Origin of the sequence: Nitrosomonas eutropha (assembly GCF_003201195.1) — a bacterium.
Taxonomy (GTDB): domain Bacteria; phylum Pseudomonadota; class Gammaproteobacteria; order Burkholderiales; family Nitrosomonadaceae; genus Nitrosomonas; species Nitrosomonas eutropha.
Map to the genome: position 1 here is coordinate 27477 of NZ_QICQ01000013.1, position 19598 is coordinate 47074.

The 19598-nt window shown below is 49.1% G+C and carries 19 protein-coding genes and 1 pseudogene; 3 read left to right on the plus strand and 17 right to left on the minus strand.

Translation table 11 applies throughout. The annotated features are described in order from the left end of the window. Positions 1-33: 33 nt before the first annotated feature. From C8R14_RS06310 to cas3, 9 genes and pseudogenes are all read right to left on the minus strand, one after another. Positions 34-642 carry a TetR/AcrR family transcriptional regulator gene (locus C8R14_RS06310; protein WP_011634093.1) on the minus strand — a complete coding sequence of 203 codons (609 nt, stop codon included), beginning with the start codon at positions 640-642 and terminating at the stop codon, positions 34-36. Between the two features lie 696 nt (positions 643-1338). After that, positions 1339-1629 (minus strand): CRISPR-associated endonuclease Cas2, encoded by a 291-nt coding sequence (gene cas2 / locus C8R14_RS06315; protein ID WP_011634094.1) that lies wholly within the window; start codon positions 1627-1629, stop codon positions 1339-1341. 2 nt (positions 1630-1631) lie between these two features. Then, positions 1632-2666: a type I-C CRISPR-associated endonuclease Cas1c gene (cas1c, locus tag C8R14_RS06320; RefSeq protein WP_011634095.1), complete on the minus strand. Its 1035-nt coding sequence runs from the start codon at positions 2664-2666 to the stop codon at positions 1632-1634. Positions 2667-2682: 16 nt separating this feature from the next. Beyond that, complete coding sequence (gene cas4 / locus C8R14_RS06325; RefSeq protein ID WP_011634096.1) at positions 2683-3309, minus strand: CRISPR-associated protein Cas4; 627 nt, start codon at positions 3307-3309, stop codon at positions 2683-2685. 7 nt (positions 3310-3316) lie between these two features. Next, positions 3317-4231: a type I-C CRISPR-associated protein Cas7/Csd2 gene (gene cas7c, locus C8R14_RS06330; RefSeq protein ID WP_011634097.1), complete on the minus strand. Its 915-nt coding sequence runs from the start codon at positions 4229-4231 to the stop codon at positions 3317-3319. A 5-nt stretch (positions 4232-4236) separates the two neighbouring features. After that, a complete protein-coding gene (gene cas8c / locus C8R14_RS06335; protein WP_011634098.1) occupies positions 4237-5937 on the minus strand; it encodes a type I-C CRISPR-associated protein Cas8c/Csd1 in 1701 nt (566 codons plus the stop codon). Positions 5938-5939: 2 nt separating this feature from the next. Further along, a pseudogene (gene cas5c, locus C8R14_RS06340) lies at positions 5940-6659 on the minus strand (type I-C CRISPR-associated protein Cas5c). Between the two features lie 15 nt (positions 6660-6674). Beyond that, positions 6675-7019, minus strand: a complete 345-nt coding sequence (locus tag C8R14_RS13735; RefSeq protein WP_204987595.1) for a hypothetical protein — start codon at positions 7017-7019, stop codon at positions 6675-6677. Then, positions 6989-8893: a CRISPR-associated helicase Cas3' gene (cas3, locus tag C8R14_RS06345; RefSeq protein ID WP_207204484.1), complete on the minus strand. Its 1905-nt coding sequence runs from the start codon at positions 8891-8893 to the stop codon at positions 6989-6991. Before cas3 ends, C8R14_RS13735 begins: the two co-directional genes overlap by 31 nt. A 203-nt stretch (positions 8894-9096) precedes the next feature. On the opposite strand from cas3, the gene C8R14_RS06350 reads away from it, so the two are divergent. After that, the gene (locus C8R14_RS06350) at positions 9097-10344 is read left to right on the plus strand and encodes an EAL domain-containing response regulator (RefSeq protein ID WP_110332583.1); all 1248 of its coding nucleotides are present in this window, start codon (positions 9097-9099) and stop codon (positions 10342-10344) included. A 32-nt stretch (positions 10345-10376) separates the two neighbouring features. Here the strand turns inward: C8R14_RS06350 and C8R14_RS06355 are convergent, their stop codons facing one another. Both C8R14_RS06355 and C8R14_RS06360 read right to left on the minus strand, forming a co-directional pair. Continuing rightward, positions 10377-10907, minus strand: a complete 531-nt coding sequence (locus tag C8R14_RS06355; protein WP_011634100.1) for a dihydrofolate reductase — start codon at positions 10905-10907, stop codon at positions 10377-10379. Continuing rightward, on the minus strand, positions 10904-11698 hold the full coding sequence (locus C8R14_RS06360; protein ID WP_011634101.1) for a thymidylate synthase: 795 nt from the start codon (positions 11696-11698) through the stop codon (positions 10904-10906). Before C8R14_RS06360 ends, C8R14_RS06355 begins: the two co-directional genes overlap by 4 nt. Positions 11699-11797: 99 nt before the next feature. Between C8R14_RS06360 and C8R14_RS06365 the strand changes: the two genes are divergently transcribed. Together C8R14_RS06365 and C8R14_RS06370 are read left to right on the plus strand one after the other, a co-directional pair. Continuing rightward, positions 11798-13294, plus strand: coding sequence for a M17 family metallopeptidase (locus tag C8R14_RS06365; protein ID WP_011634102.1), 1497 nt, complete (start codon positions 11798-11800; stop codon positions 13292-13294). A gap of 31 nt (positions 13295-13325) precedes the next feature. Next, on the plus strand, positions 13326-13643 hold the full coding sequence (locus C8R14_RS06370) for a DUF4389 domain-containing protein (RefSeq protein WP_011634103.1): 318 nt from the start codon (positions 13326-13328) through the stop codon (positions 13641-13643). A 38-nt stretch (positions 13644-13681) separates the two neighbouring features. On the opposite strand, the gene C8R14_RS06375 is transcribed toward C8R14_RS06370, so the two are convergent. The 6 genes from C8R14_RS06375 to C8R14_RS06400 all read right to left on the minus strand — a co-directional run bounded on the left by C8R14_RS06375 (position 13682) and on the right by C8R14_RS06400 (position 19347). Next, positions 13682-14770, minus strand: coding sequence for a sulfate/molybdate ABC transporter ATP-binding protein (locus C8R14_RS06375; RefSeq protein WP_011634104.1), 1089 nt, complete (start codon positions 14768-14770; stop codon positions 13682-13684). An 11-nt stretch (positions 14771-14781) separates the two neighbouring features. Continuing rightward, positions 14782-15651: a sulfate ABC transporter permease subunit CysW gene (gene cysW, locus C8R14_RS06380; protein WP_011634105.1), complete on the minus strand. Its 870-nt coding sequence runs from the start codon at positions 15649-15651 to the stop codon at positions 14782-14784. A gap of 7 nt (positions 15652-15658) precedes the next feature. Beyond that, the gene (cysT, locus tag C8R14_RS06385; RefSeq protein WP_011634106.1) at positions 15659-16492 is read right to left on the minus strand and encodes a sulfate ABC transporter permease subunit CysT; all 834 of its coding nucleotides are present in this window, start codon (positions 16490-16492) and stop codon (positions 15659-15661) included. Between the two features lie 80 nt (positions 16493-16572). Further along, on the minus strand, positions 16573-16830 hold the full coding sequence (locus C8R14_RS06390; RefSeq protein WP_011634107.1) for a hypothetical protein: 258 nt from the start codon (positions 16828-16830) through the stop codon (positions 16573-16575). Further along, complete coding sequence (locus tag C8R14_RS06395) at positions 16827-17834, minus strand: sulfate ABC transporter substrate-binding protein (RefSeq protein WP_011634108.1); 1008 nt, start codon at positions 17832-17834, stop codon at positions 16827-16829. The genes C8R14_RS06390 and C8R14_RS06395 overlap by 4 nt, the downstream gene beginning before the upstream one ends. Positions 17835-17862: 28 nt before the next feature. Further along, entirely contained in the window at positions 17863-19347 is a 1485-nt protein-coding gene (locus C8R14_RS06400) for an alginate export family protein (RefSeq protein WP_011634109.1), read from the minus strand. Between the last annotated feature and the right edge of the window lie 251 nt (positions 19348-19598).

Below are 19598 nucleotides of genomic sequence, written 5' to 3' on the forward strand. Positions count from 1 at the left end.
TTGGCAGACTGGATGTACTAACACAGAGAGTTTTCATTTTGTCGCTCCAATACCACGGCGATAGATGGCAAACACGGCTGGTGCATCGCGTCGAATCTGATTGACCTTGCCGGCCAACAGTGCCTGCATGACCAATCCCTGGATAGTGCCTATGAACAACGTAGTAGCGGCATCCACGTTCAGCTCTGCGTCTAGCTCACCCTGAGCTTTGCCAGCTTCCACCAGGTGACGCAGCCGCTGTCGGTACTGACGGATCAAGGTCTGCGCCATATGCTTGGTGAGCGTTTCACCAGAGCGCTGTAATTCTCCAAACAGCATACGTGGCACACCAGGGTGTTTGGCGACAAAGTCGATATGTGTCATAAACATGGCTTCGAGCGCTGCTGCAGGGGATACAGCGTCAGCTGCCGCCTTGTCCGCACTGGTCAGCAAGCGTTTGCCAACCCAGGACACCGTTGCTTCCAAGATGGCGTCCTTGGTGGGGAAATGACGAAACAACGCGCCCTGCGTCAAACCCATCCGGTCAGCAATGGCTGTGGTTGTGATCTCGGCCGGGTTCTGCTCGGCAGCCAAATCGAGCACTGCTTGCACTGTGGCTGCTCGTCGCTCTTCAGCGGACAAGTATTGAGGACGCTCATTCACTGCCTACACCTTTAAAGTAAGTAATTGATTACTACTTTAGCATGAAAAATAACTTTGGTGAAAGATAGAATCCACTAATTTGGAGAAGAATGAGTGTGGCATAATTTTTCCTGATTAGAAAGATGGTTCAGCCAAGCCCGATTTTTCTATGATAAGGCGCATAGTGACCCAAACAAGCCTATCAAAGCTCTGGTTTTACGCACAAAGCGGTTTTTAACTGGGCTACTGCTGACCTCGCGCCAGGTTGTATAGTCACTTCCAACGGATTGAGTAGCGCCCGGTCACCCGACTGGGCGCTACTCAATCCCGGCGCGCTCCACCGGATCATTCTCATGTTTCAATCCTCGCCCAGTCGGGTGACCGGGCGCTACGTGTAAGTACGCTTGCCGCCAACACAATCATTGTCGGGTTTCAATCCTCGCCCAGTCGGGTGACCGGGCGCTACAATTTGTAAATAAAAAAAAATTAATTGGCAATGCGTTTCAATCCTCGCCCAGTCGGGTGACCGGGCGCTACAGTACAGTTACAACTTCTTGATACATCATCAAAATTCGAGCAGTTTGCGCGAACATGAGATTTTCCTTGACTGCATGTAACAGATAAAAGGAGGGGTAAATTATTTTTCTATTCTGTATCATGTAGTTAGATGTGGCGCGAACCGATCGGTATTTGGCCGATGCTACAGGTTCGCGCGTATCAGATGGTGAGTGGCCCTTCAAAATCAACTGCCTTGAAATTTCCATATTCTTTTACGTGGAGTTTAATTGGTTCGGTTAACCGATACAGTCGCAGATTATCTTCCTGCTCGTCTATTTCTGCCAGCAGGCGGCGTTCCAGTTCTTCATATTGCATCAAATCAATACGGCATTCAAATACGGATTTTTGCACACGCTGCCCGATGCTTTCGCAAACTTTTGCGATTCGTCGCAATCGTTTGCGGCCAGCTTTGGTTTCTGTTGAAACGTCGTAGGTAACAATAATCAGCATCACTATCTGGTCAGGAAAGGGAGATAACCATCCATTTCGCCGCGTATAACACGGGCCATGAATCTTGCCTGAAGTTGCGGCAGCAGGCTGATAGGCACTTTGGTTCCCAGTAACGGATGGGTAACTTCTTCCTGCTTGCGTTCCTGATAAGCAACAACTACAGCTTTCCTGGCTTTGTCCTCCAGATGGACTGCCCCGCCTTCCCGCACCTGCAAATCCTGTGCGGTGATCTGCCCGCGGTTGATCAGCGTCAGTACCAGCCGGTCGGCCAGGAATGCACGGAATTCCTCCATCAGATCCAGTGCTAGTGCAGCTCTTCCTGGGCGTATTGCATGCAAAAAACCTATTTGCGGATCCAGTCCGACACTTTCCAGTGCCGAGCGGCAATCATTCATGACCATGGAATAAATAAATGAAAGCATGGCATTGAAACGATCACGTGGCGGGCGGCGTGTTCGTCCGTCCATTGTAAAGAATTTACGTATATCTTTGCGGACCAGATGGGGCAGAGCAGAAAAATAAGTTTTAGCCGCATCTCCCTCAATCCCGCGTACATGATCAAGATTTCTTGATTGTGGCAAGCTTCGGATTGAGAAGGCCAGAGATTCCGAGGCACCGCTCAATATTCTCTGGTCAGCCTCGTCGTTACTTTCGCGTGCACCGCGTAGCAGTACCTGCCGTGCATTGCGCAATTTGCCGGCAATGATTGCCTGTGTAGTTGCCAACGCAAAATTTTTATCGTTCGCTTTGCGATGCTGAGCCTGGCGTAGTAAAACATTGCCGCTGACCGAACCTTCCAGGCGAGCCTTGAAGCGGCCATTAGCATCCACCAGTACGAGGCTGATGCCATTATCGGCACAACGATGCATCAGGGCCGGGGAAAGCAGCACGTTACCAAAGCATACGACTGAGCCCAGATGATGTAACGGTACCTGTAATTTCTTTTCTCGTTCCACATCGATGCGCAGGGTATCGTTTTCCAGATGTGCATAAGCGTTGGGAGTCAGGATATAAAGGGTATTGAGAATCTGGCGCATAGTCTGTTTTGATCAGTTAATCATTGACAGTAAATAACGCTGCCTGTGCTGTTCGGTAATTCGACTTCTGCGCCAATACTTCTGGCTGACAAATGTCTTTCAGCGAACATTCCCTGCAACGTGCGTCATTTGCAGGAGGTGGTAAAGTGTCGGTCGCCAGCAATGCACGAATGGCAGCAACTGTTTTTTCCACCTGCGCTCGCAAAGCAGAGGTGATGATGACTTCCCGCCGGCGCCGTGAGGAATGGTGATAAATTGAACCGTGCGTGACGGGTTTGCTGGTCATTTCCTCCAGACATATTGCTTGAGCGGCGAGTTGCAGATCATCATGCAGTTTGGCCCGTTTTTTCCCATGTTTGTATTCCACCGGATGAATCTGCCCGTCGGGGTAAAATTCAACGATATCGCACTTGCCGATCAGCCCCAACCGATCGGACCATACCGGTAAAGAACGTTCGCTGCGTACGCCTTCAAAGGTTTCGAAACCAGGGTCGTCCACATGCTCATGGACGGCGTTACCTCGCATGGTGTGAACGTTTTGATCAAAGGCCTGCTCCAGATGGATCAATGCGCACTGGCGCGGGCAGTAGCTCCAGTGCTGGAGGGCGGAAAGCATGATGGGGTCGTCGGATTCACCACTCATGCTGCTATCAGCCAACAATACGCTGTAATGTCACGCCCTGTGGCAAGTCCGCCTCATCTACCATAACGGTGTAATCACTAAAGTCACGTACGATGGAATTTTCATTTTTCAGTTTGGGCTGAATGCGTGCGAATAAACTGTGAGCCGGAGCGTTACCCAGTTCGCTGTTATGTTTGAACACATACAGCCCCCGGGTTGCCATTTCACCTCGTGCAGCAGAGCGATCATGCTCGAACATGCTTTCGAGTGCCTGCCACAGCAATTCGAGGTCGTCTTCACCAAAATCGGTTTGGTTGGCAAGATGGGCAGAGATAAAACCGTGGGCAACGTAGAGACCGTACGGTACGGTGAATTTGCGGCCCATGGTACGGTTGTCGCCAGACTGTTTTTCAGCTTCCACTTCAGTAGCGACAGCCATGCGGGTAATGGAATGCTCCAACGCCACGATAGGATTGATAGAGCGGGCAAAGGTGAGTTGTACCGGGCCGCGTACTTGGCCACAGTTGATGCCAGTAGACATGACAGCCCCAAACGTGCGTACATCATAGAAATTTTTACACATCCACTGACGAGCTTCTTCAACGGCATTGCCTCCTTTACGCTTTTTATCCTCTCCTTCCAGCAGCTCGGGTTTGCCGATGCCGACATAGGCGCGCTTGTTCTGGTTATTGAGAATGGCTTTCTCTTTAACGTAAATCTCGAAGCGTTTTTTGTCTCCATTCAAGGATTCTGTTACTTCTGACTGATCCCTGGTCATACTGACAAAGTTACGCACTTTGCGTTTCAGGGCGACATCCGTCATCAATCCCAGCCCGGTTTCCGCATCGACACGCGGCAGATTGCCTGCATCTGGATCGCCATTCGGGTTGCCGTCTTTTACATCGAATAGCAATACAAAGTCATAGCGGTTTTTCAGTGTCATGGTGATTATTCTCCTTTATTAGCAGGTTCGGATTTAGTGAAGAAGGCTTGTCGTTGATGGTAATATCCGATAGCAAAACGCCCTTGATCGGCCAGATTTAGATGTGCCGGGAAGTCGCTGATACTGGCCATAATTTCGCCGATAAGTTTTTCAAAAAAGCGTTTACGTCCTTCTTCCAGCTTGGCAAGATGATGATTTTTCAGCTTCATCAGGTTGGCAAATACGGTAACCGGCGTACTGGAGGCTGCGCCATAGAAGCGATCCCGAATCGTGGCGTTTAGCCCCGGGCTGGATTCTTCCTGTATCTTTTCCAGCGCGGCAAACAGACGGCCGGTACGGTAACCGGGATTGGTATTGGAATTATCGAGTGACACTGTGATCTCCTTTTCTTGAGAGGATGAACGATGTGCCTGCCGGTTCAAACAGGCTTTGATGAGTGAGGCACGAGGGCAGGTGATTTCCCGTTCTGCACGAATGCGGCGCACAGCGGCAGCCAGCAGAGTTTGCGGATAAGGTAACCCTTCCAGAATGGCTCGCATGAAATCACCGGCCAGATTGGGCGGAATGTTTTCCGATTTGCCTTGTGCGGCTGTGGAAACCAGCAGACGGAAAAGCGAGAGATAAGGTTTCTCGAAGCTGGCGTGAACAATCTTCAGATCCTCGAAATGCCGACGTATCCGCTGCGACATTCCGGCAGCCGTGCCTGTCAGCCAGAAACGCACACTGATGCGCGCTGCATTGGGAGCCAGCCCCAGCACATAAAAAGGAGTATCACCCCCCTCATTGGAAAATGTGCCGGTCTCTGGTGACTTGAATAAGGCTTCAATGGCGCGCGTTTGTCTTGCTGGATCATCCTTGGGCGGCTCATCAAAAATACTGGCAAATGAATCCTCCAGTGGAGAAGATTGCTCGGACCAGAACACGGTAGAAGCGTCACCCACCTGAATGCGCTGGGTACTTTCTCTGCTTAATAAATGGTTGAGTGCAGTGGTGTAGGCAAAAGCAGCATGTTTGCCAACGGGTGCATTGGCACCCTGTTCTTTGGCAAAAGAGTTGAATGCCTCCTTATTGAAGGAAACTATATTCGCACCGCTGGTCTGGGCGCCCCAGACACCTTTGATGGCGGTATGCAGGCGCTCGAAGTGGTCAGGTTTGCCAGTAATCAGACAGATGATTTTTTCTGTTTCTGTACTTGCATTTTCAAACAGGGTGTAGACTGCCGGGCGCTGGCAAACCAGCTCCTTATCACCACTTAGCCGGAAGGTAAGAATGGAGTTGGTGTCACGAATTTCTGACCAGAGCGGGTTATTCTCCAATCGCTCTTTTTCAGGAGAGTGCAGGAATGTGCAAATAGCATTCAATCCGGCATCATTAATCTCGTTGGCTAATACTTCCAGTTTTGCCAGGAATGCTGCGTGCTGTTCCTGTACCCGTTCCGGTTTTCCTGTACTGGTTACGCCCAACACATATTCAGTGGTATCCCACAATGGATTGGCTGCAATTCCGGAAGTTTTCTTTACCCCTTGGGGTACCAGAAAGCTGTGGGCAATTTTTTTCTTGCCTGCCATGGTTCTCGTGTCTTCGATCTGTACGAATCTACCATCAGCATTGATCTCGATGATGAACGGGATGGGTTTGATTTCAAAACCAGGGCGAGGTAAGTCCGGCTTGCGTTCGTAGTATTTACATAGCGCTTGCAAAATCATCCTCACACCTCCACGTTGTTCAAATCCAGCACACCATTTTTCATTTCAGCCCGGAAGAAGCGCGGATCGGGGCTGGCGGAGTTGGAATAATCCAGGTCGTACAGCATCCAGCCCAGATCACGGGTTTCGGTAATTGGCGAGGGCTCGGCAGAAATATCCTCGATCAGCCTGAAGCTGGCAGAAAATTCGCGACAACCCAGATAAGGCTGGTTTACGCATTGTCCTTTGGCAGCGCGACGTTCGAACATGGCGAGAAATTTTGCCGCGGTATTGACTATGCCAGCCGCTTGCCGTTCTTCCGCATCATTGATGGAATGTTTCACCAGATGCGGATAGTGATGCTTGTGCCGTGAGGCATCGCGCATTTCGAAGTGTGCATGAATACGATAAGCAACATCGCGCAGGAATAACCCAGCACGTTGCTGGCGTTCATTCTCAATGTGCAGGCCAAGGTCACCGCTACCACTGTTCATAGCAGTCTGTACATTGCGCGTTGATATAACCGCCCCGACTTCATTGCGCCGCAGATTGATCCATTTAATCGGATTTAGCACTTCTATTTTGGTGATATGTCACTGAATGGCAGGTTTCCACAGAATGGCTTCAAACACAGCGTGTGCGGCAGAAGGAGTCATCACGTCATAGCTGACACGTTCGACTTTCATTTCCGGCCGAGTGAAGCAGGCGAAATCACCCGATACTTCCAGACAATAGGTTTTCATGTTTTCTATCCTTTTTCAAATCACCAGGCTATCCGGCGTGATGTTGCTGTCGAACACCACGCCGAGCTTATCGTTGTAAAGTGCTGCACTTGTCTGCGCGTAAATGCCGGGCCATATCTGATATACGTCGCCCTTTGCTTCAAGCTGTGCGAATACATGCCTGGGCAGATTGACCGAGTAACGCTGCAGCTTGCGCATCAACCAGCGGTGTGGCCCTTCCTTTTTCAGTTGGCCGAGCAGCGCATCATTGTTGTCATAGCGCACCAGTATGGTTTGGTAAGCACTGTCATCTATCAGGTGGAATCTGGCTGCTGCGGTGCGGAACTGAATTACACCATCGCCGGCATCGCGTGTAAGCAAATCATGGATGCCATATTTGTCGAGTGAAGGAGCACGTAAAGATGTTCGAAGAACCGCTTGGCAAGTCCGCGTTCCAGCACATCATTTTTATTGCCGGATAACAGACTGACCGAGATCTGTGCAGCCTGGCGCAACAAGCCGGGAGGCGCAGGTTTGGGGGGGACGAAAACCACTACTTTCCCCGGTGTGTAAAGTTTACCCTCCCGGTTGCAGCGCCCGGCAGCCTGCGCAATTGAATCCAGCCCGGCCAGTGCGCGATACACTACCGGAAAATCAAAATCCACGCCGGCTTCTACCAGTTGCGTGCTGATCACGTGAACAGACTGGTTATTCTTCAATTTTGCCCTGATGTCAGCGATGACGTGGTTGCGGTGTTCTCCGCACATCAGTGCCGATAAATGTATGGTTCCTTCCGGCATCAATCGGTACAGTTCACGTGCATCGTCGCGGCGATTGACAATGCAAAGTGCGGTTGAGTGTTTTTGCAGTGCATTGGCGATACTTTGCCAGTTGTCAGGCGTTGTCAGATCATCGGGAACTGTGACTTCAACCCGTTTCCGGTACAGGCTGTCCGGGTCATCCATGATCTCGCGCACATTATCCAGTCCGCGAAAAGGCTGTTCACCGAAAGATTGAAAAGAATCCAATGCCGGTTGGGTAGCAGTGGAAAGTACGAATGTCACGCCGTAATGAGCTGCCAGCAGATTCATGATGTCAGCGATTGGCTGCAAGAATTCTGGTGGCAGCAATTGTGCTTCGTCCAGCACGACGACACTATTAACGATGTTGTGCAGCTTGCGGCAGCGGCTGGTGCGGGCAGCAAACAGGGATTCAAAAAACTGGACATTGGTGGTGACGATGATCGGTGCATCCCAGTTTTCCGTTGCCAGCCTGGAGCAGGCATCTTCCTTGTCGGGATCGAGATTGGCGTGATGTTCAACGATGTTGTCACCAAAAACATCGCGAAAAATAGTGGCAGTCTGCTCGATGATGCTGGTGTACGGAATGACATAGATAATGCGCCGCTTCTGGTGCCATATCGCATGCTCTAATGCGAAGGCTGTTCCGGACAGGGTTTTTCCTCCTCCTGTCGGTACCGTCAGGGAAAACATTCCCGGTGCAAGCTGCGCTTTTTTCCGGCATTGGTTCAGGATAGCGGTACGGATGACATTAACCGGTGTATCAGTTTTGGCTTTACTCATCATGTAGTTATCAAATGTTTCCAGCAAGTCGGCCAAATCGCGATAACCTTTGCGGACGGCGGCTTTGCTGCCATCCATGAAAGCCTCGGTATCGAGAAAATCAGCATCGGTTAAACACGAAAACAGCATGCGCAACCAAAGATGCAATCCTTTCGTGCCCCCTTTAGGTTTGGTGGTCGGTAGGGTTTGATCAAAAATATCTGCGGGAACAGCTTGGGGCGGGATACGATCGAGCAGATAGTCATGTTCCGAGTTCAAACGTACGGAAAGCGACTTGCCGCCGGTTTCCGAAGCGGACCAGTCCGGCAGGCCAGCGTGATGACCTGCAATCAGATAAGCCAGAATGCGACCAGATTTACCCAGCTGACGTATTGCGTGAATAGCTCCGGCAGTGGAGTGATCCACACGGCTCGGTGCACCTTCAATATGTGCTTCGGCAGCTTCGTAGCCGCTTGCATTTTTGATGTATCGTTGAAATTCATTGCTGTATTTCCCCAAATCGTGCCAAATTCCCGCCAGCCTGGCCCAGTCGGCGCTACCAAAAGCATTGGCTGCTTCACCTGCACGGCGACCGACTTCACGCAAGTGTTCATCCAGGGCGTGTTCATGCCAGAGATTTTCTTTATCATGACGGACATGAGCTAGAAAAGTCGTATTTTTTCCAGTATTCATATCTTTCAGATTCCTGGAATGGTTTTTAGAGATCAGGTTTTTGGTATTCTGCTGTGCTTGAAGTCGCTCTTAGTTAGCAAACAAAGGAAGAATTACCTGCCTATTATGATGAGAAATTTTATTTAACTCCGTCCGGGATTATTTCGGCGTGCTATGCTTTTGTCAGGTTGCTGAAATTTGTACACAGATAATTGATAAAGGCGATGATGACTGATATATCTACAACCAGAATCCTGATCCTGGATGATGATCCGTTCATACTGAAGTTGTTGGCGCGTATGTTGATCAATCTGGGATTTCCGTCTGTTGATTGTTGCGAAAACGGTGTGGATGCATTGAAGTTGCTGGATGATGCTACTACCCGGCCTGATCTGATTTTGTTGGATCTCAACATGCCCGGTATGGATGGTATTGAATTTGTGCGCTATCTGGTTGAACGAAAATTTACTGGCAGCTTGATTCTTGTCAGTGGTGAGGATGAGCGCATGCTCAAAACGACGGAAAAACTGGTACAGGCACACAAGATTCCCATTCTGGGTTACTTGCAAAAACCGGTACAGCCTGAGGCGCTACGAATGCAATTGATGAAGCTGGCTTCGTCGTTATCCGGACAGAGTGAGAAGGGAGCCGTCCCCAAAACCTATGATGTGGAAGCAATTAAAAATGCGCTTAATTCCGGAGAGCTGGTCAACTATTACCAGCCAAAAGTCCGAGTAGAGACCGGGGAAATAGTTGGAGTTGAAACACTGGTGCGCTGGCATCATCCCGTGGACGGAGTGATTTATCCCAATCAGTTTATTGGTGCTGCGGAAAAATATGGCCTGATTAATCACCTCACTCAAACGGTACTCGAGCAGGCTTTTGCTCAGGCGGGAATATGGCAGAAGCTGGGTTGTGATCTAAAAGTGGCCGTCAATGTGTCAATGGACAACCTGACATCCCTTGATTTTCAAGATACAGTAGTTAGGTTGGCTGCCGAGACTGAGATTCCTCCCAATAGAATAGTGTTGGAGATTACTGAAAGTCAGTTGATGGGAGATGAACGGGTTCCGTTGGAAATTCTAACCCGCTTGCGCCTGAAACGTTTTCATTTGTCTATTGATGATTTTGGTACGGGACATTCTTCACTGACACAGTTGCGGGATATTCCGTTTGATGAACTCAAGATTGATCAAGGGTTTGTGCATCACGCTTCCAAGGATGTAACGCTGCGTGCAATTTATGATGCCAGTCTGGCATTGGCGAAGCAGTTAAATATGGAAGTAGTCGCCGAGGGGGTGGAGAGTCGTGAAGACTGGGAATTACTGCGCCAGACCGGCTGTGATCTGGCGCAAGGCAACTTTATTGCGCAGCCTATGCCAGCTGAAGAACTGGGTGGCTGGGTGAAAAAGTGGCGTGCTCGAATAGAAGCTGAATCACTCGTTTCCGGGGGTGAGGAGCAAGCGCAGTAGAGTTCTTCAGCAGGTAGGCCAGGTTATGTTGTTCAGCCACCAGAATCTGGCAGCTTGTGATCCAGCATCACAAAGTGGTATTCCAGGCCACTACCTCCTGTTTCATGGTGGATTTCGCGAGAAATTTCCTGCCAGTCATCGTGATCGTACTCCGGGAAAAAAGTATCGCCTTCAAAATCCTCCTGAATCTCGGTCAGGTACAGGCGCTGACACAGTGGTAGTGTTTGTCGGTATAGCTCAGCACCTCCAATGACAAAAATCTGCCTGTCATCATTGGCAAAGTGATCCAGCACTTCCTGAATCGAGTGTGCCGTGATAATTCCTGGTACATCAAGAACATGCTGACGAGAGAGCACAACATTGGTGCGGTCAGGCAGAGGTTTGCCAATGGAATCAAATGTACGACGCCCCATCACAACGATATGACCGGTGGTTAGCTGTTTAAAATGCTTCAGATCTGCTGGTAAGTGCCAAGGTAATGAATTATTCAATCCGATCACTCGGTTGGCTGATATGGCAGCTAGAATGGCAAGCCGGGAGGTGGCAGGTTGCAGTATAGTCATACGGCAACAGGCGCCTTGATGGGCGGATGTGGATCATAATTATGTAAGGTGAAATCCTCGTACCTGAAATCAAGAATATTTCTGATTGCCGGATTCAGCTCCATTATGGGAAGGGATTTTGGTTCACGAGTCAGTTGCAGGCGAGCTTGTTCAAGGTGATTCAGATACAGGTGTGCATCTCCAAATGTATGGATGAATTCACCAGGCTTGAGATTGCAGCACTGCGCGATCATTAGTGTCAGCAACGAATAGGAAGCAATGTTGAATGGAACACCCAGGAAAATATCCGCGCTGCGCTGATAAAGTTGGCAGGAGAGCTTGCCATCCACCACATAAAACTGAAACAGGACATGGCAGGGAGCGAGTGCCATTTTGTCGAGATCTCCCACGTTCCAAGCAGAAATAATCATCCGGCGTGAATCCGGTGTTGCTTTGATTTGCTGGATTACTTGCGCAATCTGATCGATGGATTTGTCACCGGAAACAGTCCAGGAACGCCACTGGTGGCCATAAACCGGTCCCAGCTCCCCGCTTTTATCTGCCCATTCATTCCAGATGGAAATACCATTTTTCTTCAGATAGTCAATATTGGTATCGCCGCGCAGAAACCACAGCAATTCGTGGATGATCGATTTGACATGGCATTGCTTGGTTGTTACCAACGGGAACCCCTGTTGCAGATCAAAACGCATCTGATAACCGAAGATGGAAAGTGTCCCGGTACCGGTGCGATCAGTTTTTTTATGACCGTATTGCAACACATGTCGCATTAGATCAAGGTATGGATGCATGAATAATCCTGAAAGTATGAATCAAGCAGATATAATAGAGCGCTATATCAATTGAATAGTACAGGTGGCTTTTTTAAAGCCAGTTTACTTAAAAAAATAATGCTCGCAACTCTTACTCAAAACGACGATACTTTTGACGAATCGACTCAGGCTTCTCACTTACTGATCATCTTTCCCAAGACAGAGAAAATACCCGGGAAATACCCATTGCCTGCTGAGCAGGTGCTCAATGATTTACTGCAGCGGCAAGGCGCATCGCCAGGCCGGTTGGCGGAAACACCGTTATCTGTCAACCTGCAGAGTGGTGCGCTTTATGCCTGGACGATGGTGGATACCGGCAAATCGGTATTTGAACAACAAACCGGAATTCGCAAGGCAATGCAACTGCTGCTGAATGAGAACCCGGTTGAAATTCATCTGGCTGTTTATGGAGATGAGACACAAAGACGACATCTGGCCGAACTCGCAGTTTATATCGCCTGGATTAACGGGGCAATACTACCGATACGTAAACAGCGTAAGGCGGATGACAAGCCACTGGAGAGAATTTATTTGCATGGCGCGGCTGATTCCACTGGATTTGCCATACAGTGCGCACAGGCAGAGGGAAATTTTCTTGCCAGAGGATTGACTATCCTGCCTCCCAACGAGCTGACTCCCAAGACTTACCGTGAACAAATAAAAAAGCTGGCTGCCAGTGAAAACTGGCAATACCAGGAATATGAATTATCCCGGTTGCGCGAGATGGGGGCAGGTGCATTTACAGCCGTCGCGCAGGGCAGCTTGACGGATGATGCGGCAATTGTTTATTTACGTAGAACGGCAAAAAACAGTGAAACTAACAGAACAATCGCCCTGGTGGGAAAGGGTATCTGCTTTGATACAGGCGGACATAATCTTAAATCGGCGCGCTATATGTATGGCATGCATGAGGATATGAATGGTTCAGCGGTAGCGCTTGGGGCACTTCTGGCTGCAACCCGGGCCGATCTGCCAATCAACATAGATTGCTGGCTTGCTATTGCCCAGAACCACGTGAGCCCCGATGCGTTCAAGCAAAATGATGTGATTACTGCTCTGAATGGTATGACGGTAGAAGTCGTTCATACGGATGCGGAAGGGCGACTGGTACTGGCGGATACGCTGACACTTGCTGCCAGAGAAAAACCTGATCTGATTATCGACTATGCTACGTTGACAGGCAGCCTGATTACCGCACTGGGCACTCGCTACAGCGGTGTTTTTACCAACCGTGATTATCTGGCGCAAAATGCGGTGGCAGTGGGCAGAACAAGTGGCGAACGGGTATGCGTGTTTCCGGTGGACAATGATTATGAAGCTGATCTCGAAAGCAAAATTGCCGACATCAAGCAGTGCTCCATAGAAAGTGAGGCAGACCATATTCTTGCCGCCTGTTTCCTGCGACATTTTGTGAATGATATTCCCTGGTTGCATATGGATCTTTCTGCTTCCCGTCATCAGGATGGATTGGGCGCGGTCAGTACGGATGTTACCGGGTTCGGCGTTACCTGGTCGATTCATTTTTTGCAGGAAATGCTCAAAATTTTGCAGAAAAGAACAGGGAGAACTCGCTGATTATCAACCTTATTTCACTGGTATTTTCTCCATGAATGATGAAGTAAAACAACGTTTGCAAAATACTGAAACCTGGACCCGGGTACTTTTTATGCTGTTGTTTTTTTTCGTCCAGGGAGGAGTAAAATTTCTGATTATGCTGCTAGCGGTATTCCAGACAGTCTCAACCCTGTTGGCCGGACAAACCAATACTCAGCTGCTTAAGCTGGGCCGTCAACTGGCAATGTATGACTATCAGATCAGTTTGTTTCTGACCTTCAATAGCGAGCGGCGTCCATTTCCATTTTCTGCCTGGCCTGCTGATACAAGCGGTTATAACTCGAGCGATAATCAGGGCAATCAAGGCTGATTTTCAATAAAGAGCATTTAAAGAATACCGTTACCCTATTAATAAATCAGCTGTTCCTGATCATGGTTTGGGAACAAGGCGAGACGACGGGGCTTGATAAAAACCTGATCTCCTTTTACCAGCTGTAATTCACGAAAATGTTCCTTGCTGATTGCGGCGTGAATGGTGTGCTGGGTCGGATTATCTCCATACATCAGTTCCAGTCGTACTACCGGGCCAATTGAGAGAATGTGAACAACATGTACTGCCAGTGCGGATTCACCGTTTATGGCCCGGCTCACCTCAATATCATGGGGGCGAACATAAGCAATGGCGTTGAGATCTTCTGCTGCAGCATGTTCGGGCACATCGATTTTCAAGCCGCTGATCCATGCCTGACCATGGTGTACACGGCCATGGAAAAGATTGACGTGGCCCAGGAATTCATACACGAATGGATTGGCTGGTTTTTCATAAACTTCATCAGGGGTGCCGATTTGTTCGATACGCCCCCGGTTCATGATGACGATCCGGTCTGCCACTTCCAGTGCTTCTTCCTGATCATGTGTAACGAAGACACTGGTAATGTGCATGTCGTTGTGCAGTTTGCGCAGCCAGGCACGCAATTCTTTACGCACCTTGGCATCCAGCGCGCCGAAAGGCTCGTCCAGTAATAAAACGCTGGGTTCGACCGCCAGTGCCCGTGCCAGTGCGATGCGCTGGCGCTGACCTCCGGAAAGTTGGTGTGGATAACGGTCTGCCAGCCAGTCGAGTTGCACCAGTTGCAGTAGCTCGGTCACGCGACGATTGATTTCTCGGGTGTTGGGACGCTCTTTTCGGGGGCGCACACGCAGGCCAAATGCCACATTCTCGAAAATGGTCATATTACGAAACAGCGCATAGTGCTGAAAAACAAAACCAACATGGCGGTCACGGACATGTTTGGTAGTTGAATCTTCCTGGTTGAATAACACCTGCCCGGAATCAGCAGTTTCCAGGCCAGCAATAATGCGCAGCAACGTGGTTTTACCAGAACCGGAAGGGCCAAGCAGGGCGAGCAGTTCGCCTGGATTAACTTGTAAATTAATATTATGCAGGGCAACAAAAGAGCCAAACTGCCTGGAAAGATTGCGTATCTCGATACTCATGTGTAATTTCCTTATCTGGATGTTTTCTGCGCAACTCTGGATTCAATAAATGTTTTTAGTGCCAGCGTAATCAGTGCCAGTAACGCCAGCAGGGAGGCCACTGCAAAAGCAGCAGCAGAGTTGTATTCGTTGTAAAGAATTTCGACGTGCAGGGAAAGTGTATTGGTCAGGCCGCGAATATGCCCAGAAACAACCGATACCGCCCCGAACTCGCCCATTGCCCTTGCATTGCAAAGGATGGTGCCATACAGCAATCCCCACTTGATGTTGGGAAGAGTGATATACCAGAGCGTCTGCCAGCCATTCGCCCCGAGAATGATGGCCGCTTCTTCCTCCTCTGTTCCTTGGGCTTGCATCAGTGGAATCAGTTCGCGTGCGATAAATGGCACAGTCACAAAGATGGTGGCCAGAACAATGCCGGGCACTGCAAAAATGATAGAAATATCGTGCTCTCTCAACCACGGTCCCATCCAGCCCTGCAGACCGAATATTAGTACGTAAATTAATCCGGCAACGACGGGAGAGACGGAGAAGGGCAGATCAATCAGGGAGATCAAAATACTTTTGCCGCGAAACTCGAATTTGGCAATTGCCCAGGCAGCCGCAATGCCGAAAGCCAGATTAAGTGGTATGGCAATGGCTGCAGCGGTCAGTGTGAGCTGGATGGCAGCGAGAGCATCTGGTTCGGTGATAGCAGCGATGTAAACATCCCATCCTTTTTTCAGCGCTTCAAAAAAGACTGCTACCAGCGGTAGTAAAAGAAAAAGGGATAGGAAGGAGAGCGCCAGCAGGGTGAGTATCCAGCGTGCCCATGGTGATTCCTGTGTAACCAGTATCTTGTGCGGTGCCGAAGAGGCTTGAAGTAATGGGATGGTAGTCATGATTCCTTTATACTTTTATGCCGCGATGGTGAACCCACCATTGCAACAGGTTGATGATCAGCAAAAGAATGAATGAAATCACCAACATCACGACAGCAATAGCAGTTGCACCGGTGTAATCATATTGTTCCAGTTTGGTGATAATCAGTAACGGCGTGATTTCCGAAATCATCGGGATATTGCCGGCGATAAAAATCACTGATCCATATTCCCCGATAGCGCGGGCAAACGCCAATGCAAAGCCAGTGGTCAGTGCGGGCAGAATTGTGGGGAAAATAATGCGCCGGAAAATTTGCCAGCGAGTTGCACCTAACATGGCTGCAGCTTCTTCCAGTTCTTTTTCGATATCTTCCAGTACGGGCTGAACGGTACGCACAACGAACGGCAATCCGATGAATGTCAGGGCAACAAATACGCCGATGGGTGTGAATGCAACCTTGATTCCCAGTGGTTCCAGGTACTGTCCGATCCAGCCGTTCCCCGCGTAAATTGCGGTGAGTGTGATGCCGGCAACGGAGGTGGGCAGTGCGAAAGGCAGATCGATCAGGGCATCGACCAGACGCTTGCCCGGAAACGGGTAACGTACCAGCACCCAGGCTACCAGCAATCCGAAAAATGCATTGACCACTGCGGCTGCAAATGAGGCTCCAAATGTCAGTCGATAGGATGCGATAACTCGGGGTGCGGTCACGGTACTCCAGAATTCCGGCCAGGTCAGTTTCGCGCTGTGGATGAATGCTGCCGACAGGGGAATTAGCACGACCAGACTCAGGTAGAGCAGGGTGAATCCAAGTGCCAGATTGAACCCGGGTAACACACTGTATTGTTTGAAAGTGCTCAAAATTCAAGCTCCTGTTATTCGATTGTGAAAATCTTTGCTAGATGGCTGCCGAGATCATATTGCGAGTTATGCTGCCTGTCCTAAAAACCGCCCTGCGGATAATACATATCCGCCTGCTTTGCTGCTGTTAGTTGCTCTTGTATTTCGATTTTTCTGACAGGCAGGAGGGATCTGGTATCACGAGTGCTGCTGTCTTCTGAATAGCCATCCATCTGATAGTGCGGTAGCTCGTTACTACTCAATAGGCGTGGGTGTACACTCAGAAAAATCTGACATTTCCGGGTCTTCTTGAATTTGAATTTATGAGCAGTCAATATGCTGGATACAGAATCAATCATTGATTTACATATATTTTGTCGAACAGGCCGCCATCCTTGAAGTGGATGCTCTGCGCTTTCGGCCAGCCACCAAATACTTCATTTATCGTAAACAGATCGATTGCCGGAAACTGGTGAGCGTATTTCCTGGCTATTTCCGGATCGCTCGGCCGATAGAAGTTGCGTGCAGCAATTTCCTGTCCCTCTTTGCTGTATAGATACTCGAGATAGGCCTGCGCGATATTACGTACGCCATGTCTGTCAGCATTTTTGTCAACGACGGTGACAGGGGGTTCGGCAAGAATACTGATCGAAGGCATGATTATTTCGAATTTCTCCGGGCCATATTCCTTGAGTGCCAGAAAAGCTTCATTTTCCCAGGAAATCAGAACGTCCCCTATACCGCGCTGGATGAAGTTGATGGTTGATCCACGCGCCCCTGAATCGAGTATCGAGACATTCTTATAAAGTCTGGTGAGGAATTCTTGTGCTTTTGCTTCATCACCATCATGTTTTTTTAGTGCAAAACCCCACGCTGCCAGATAATTCCAGCGTGCGCCACCCGATGTTTTCGGGTTGGGGGTTACGACGGCGACATCCGGTTTGATCAAATCATCCCAGTCCTTGATTCCTTTGGGATTATCTTTGCGTACCAGCAGGACGATTGTTGAGAGATAGGGTGAGCTGTTGTTGGATAAGCGTTTCTGCCACTCGGCCAGGATCAGTCCGGATTGTTCGCTGATTGCATCGATGTCGTGAGCAAGGGCAAGTGTCACTACATCTGCAGGCACACCATCGATGACCGCACGTGCCTGCTTGCCGGAGCCGCCATGAGACTGTCTGACAGTAATTTTCTCTCCGGTTTTTTCCTGCCAGTAGCGGGTGAATTTACGATTATATTCCTCATACAGCTCGCGTGTCGGATCATAGGAAACATTGAGAATGGCCCGATCAGCAAGTGCCTGATTAGAATTTACCATAACCAATATTAATAGACCGACTGACAACCATGTGTTGAATTGCATTTGATTTCCTTTTGTAAATAAGTCGATGTTATTTGAATGCGCTGACAGCGATTTCTACATAAAAAAAGTCCGTACCGGCAGTTGTTTCTCCTAGTTCCGCCAGTTGCCGATTTTTTACAAATCCACCGTTGAACCAATGCGAATAGCCCAGTGTGGTACTGATATGGGGCGTCAGCCTGTAACGGGCGCGAATATCGGCTGAATGTCCGAGAAAGCTTCCGCTGTTACCACTGCGATCACGGTTATTTCCATTGCTACTGAGAAGGTTATTGAAACGATCGGCTTTACTGGCGAGCCAGAAGCCGTTATAGCCACCATCGATTTGTAAATCCGGGTGTGGCTGGAACTCTACTTTGATTTTTGGTGCCTGGATATTTTCCATAATGACATAGTCATCAGCTGACCAGGGACGTCCGAAACCGAAAAATCTTTCAAAACGGTTATTTGTATGGTCATTGGGATCACGATCACCGCTTATATAACCGTAAAAGGCACTCATGCGAGGCTTCCAGGCAGCCTGCTGAAAGGTATAGCCAAATTCAAGTAAATAGGCGTGCGCTGATTTTTTCTGTCCGCCGTCGCGCCCAAACTGATAAACAGCGCCGAGATCGAAATCCACTTCAGTGTCAGGTACAATGCCGTAGGCCCGGATGGCGGGAGAGTGGATTTCACGTTTGGCTCGTGTTCCACCATCGTCATCCTGTATCAGTCCCATGTAATAGGGTTGGATGGTGACTATTTTTGACCACTGGCGAAAATGTCCGATTACGCCATAAAACCACTGACCTTTGTCGCGCCGGTCAAATTTGTCTATCAGTCTTATGACCGGCTGCACGCCCCATGCGTCAAATTCCCAGTTATTCGATTCCTGGCCTAATGTCATGCGGAAACCCTCAAAATTATTGGTAGTGTTACGCCATTGATTGCTGGCCAGTAAGCGCCGATCCAGTGCTTCCCATACCATGCGGCCACCTCGAATTCTGACAGGGCGATGATTACCCAGGTCATCCCGCCCCAGCGCATCCTTAAAATAGAGTTCACCATAGGTTTGGATCAGTTCGAATTCATTCCAGTCGCGATTATCTTTAGGGAATTTACTGTTATAGCGGCGAGCATCTTCAAATTCGACGACGAAGCGCAGGGGATCCAGAATTTCCCTGATACCTAGATAGGCTCGTGTTCTGAGTAGAACAGGGTTATCTGTGGTAATGCGTGAGCGCCGGATATCATTGTGGCGATGTTCATAACGTATGCGGTAATCCAGCCCGACATCCAGCCAGTAAAGATTTTTGAGGGCATCAATCCCGGTTTGAGACAGATTACGAACATAACGAGGTGGATCGGATTCCGGGTGCGTACTGTAGCTGCGAGCGCGCTGGTATAAATTTGGCCATGACGTTGTCTGTATCGTTTGGCTGCTTCCAGTTGTTGTGAAATCTTCTTTTGCGTAAGCCATATTTGTCTGTGACAAAAATATAATCAGGTAAAGCCATATCCATGTTGGGCGTTTCATTCATACCCCGTGTCGGGAAGAAGTTATCCAGTTCTTCTGGCCGGATGGTTGCAATATTTTCAATAATGACAATTATTCTTGTTGTGGTTGTCAGTTGATGATTCTCGGTGTTTCCGCATGAGTGGGGAGAAGATACCAACGATCGCTTATTATTAAAAATAATAAATAATGATTTCTTTATTGTTATTTTGAATATAAAGAAAATGACTCAGCTGTGAGGAGAGTTTGATAAGTAGCTGAGAAACGCGGTT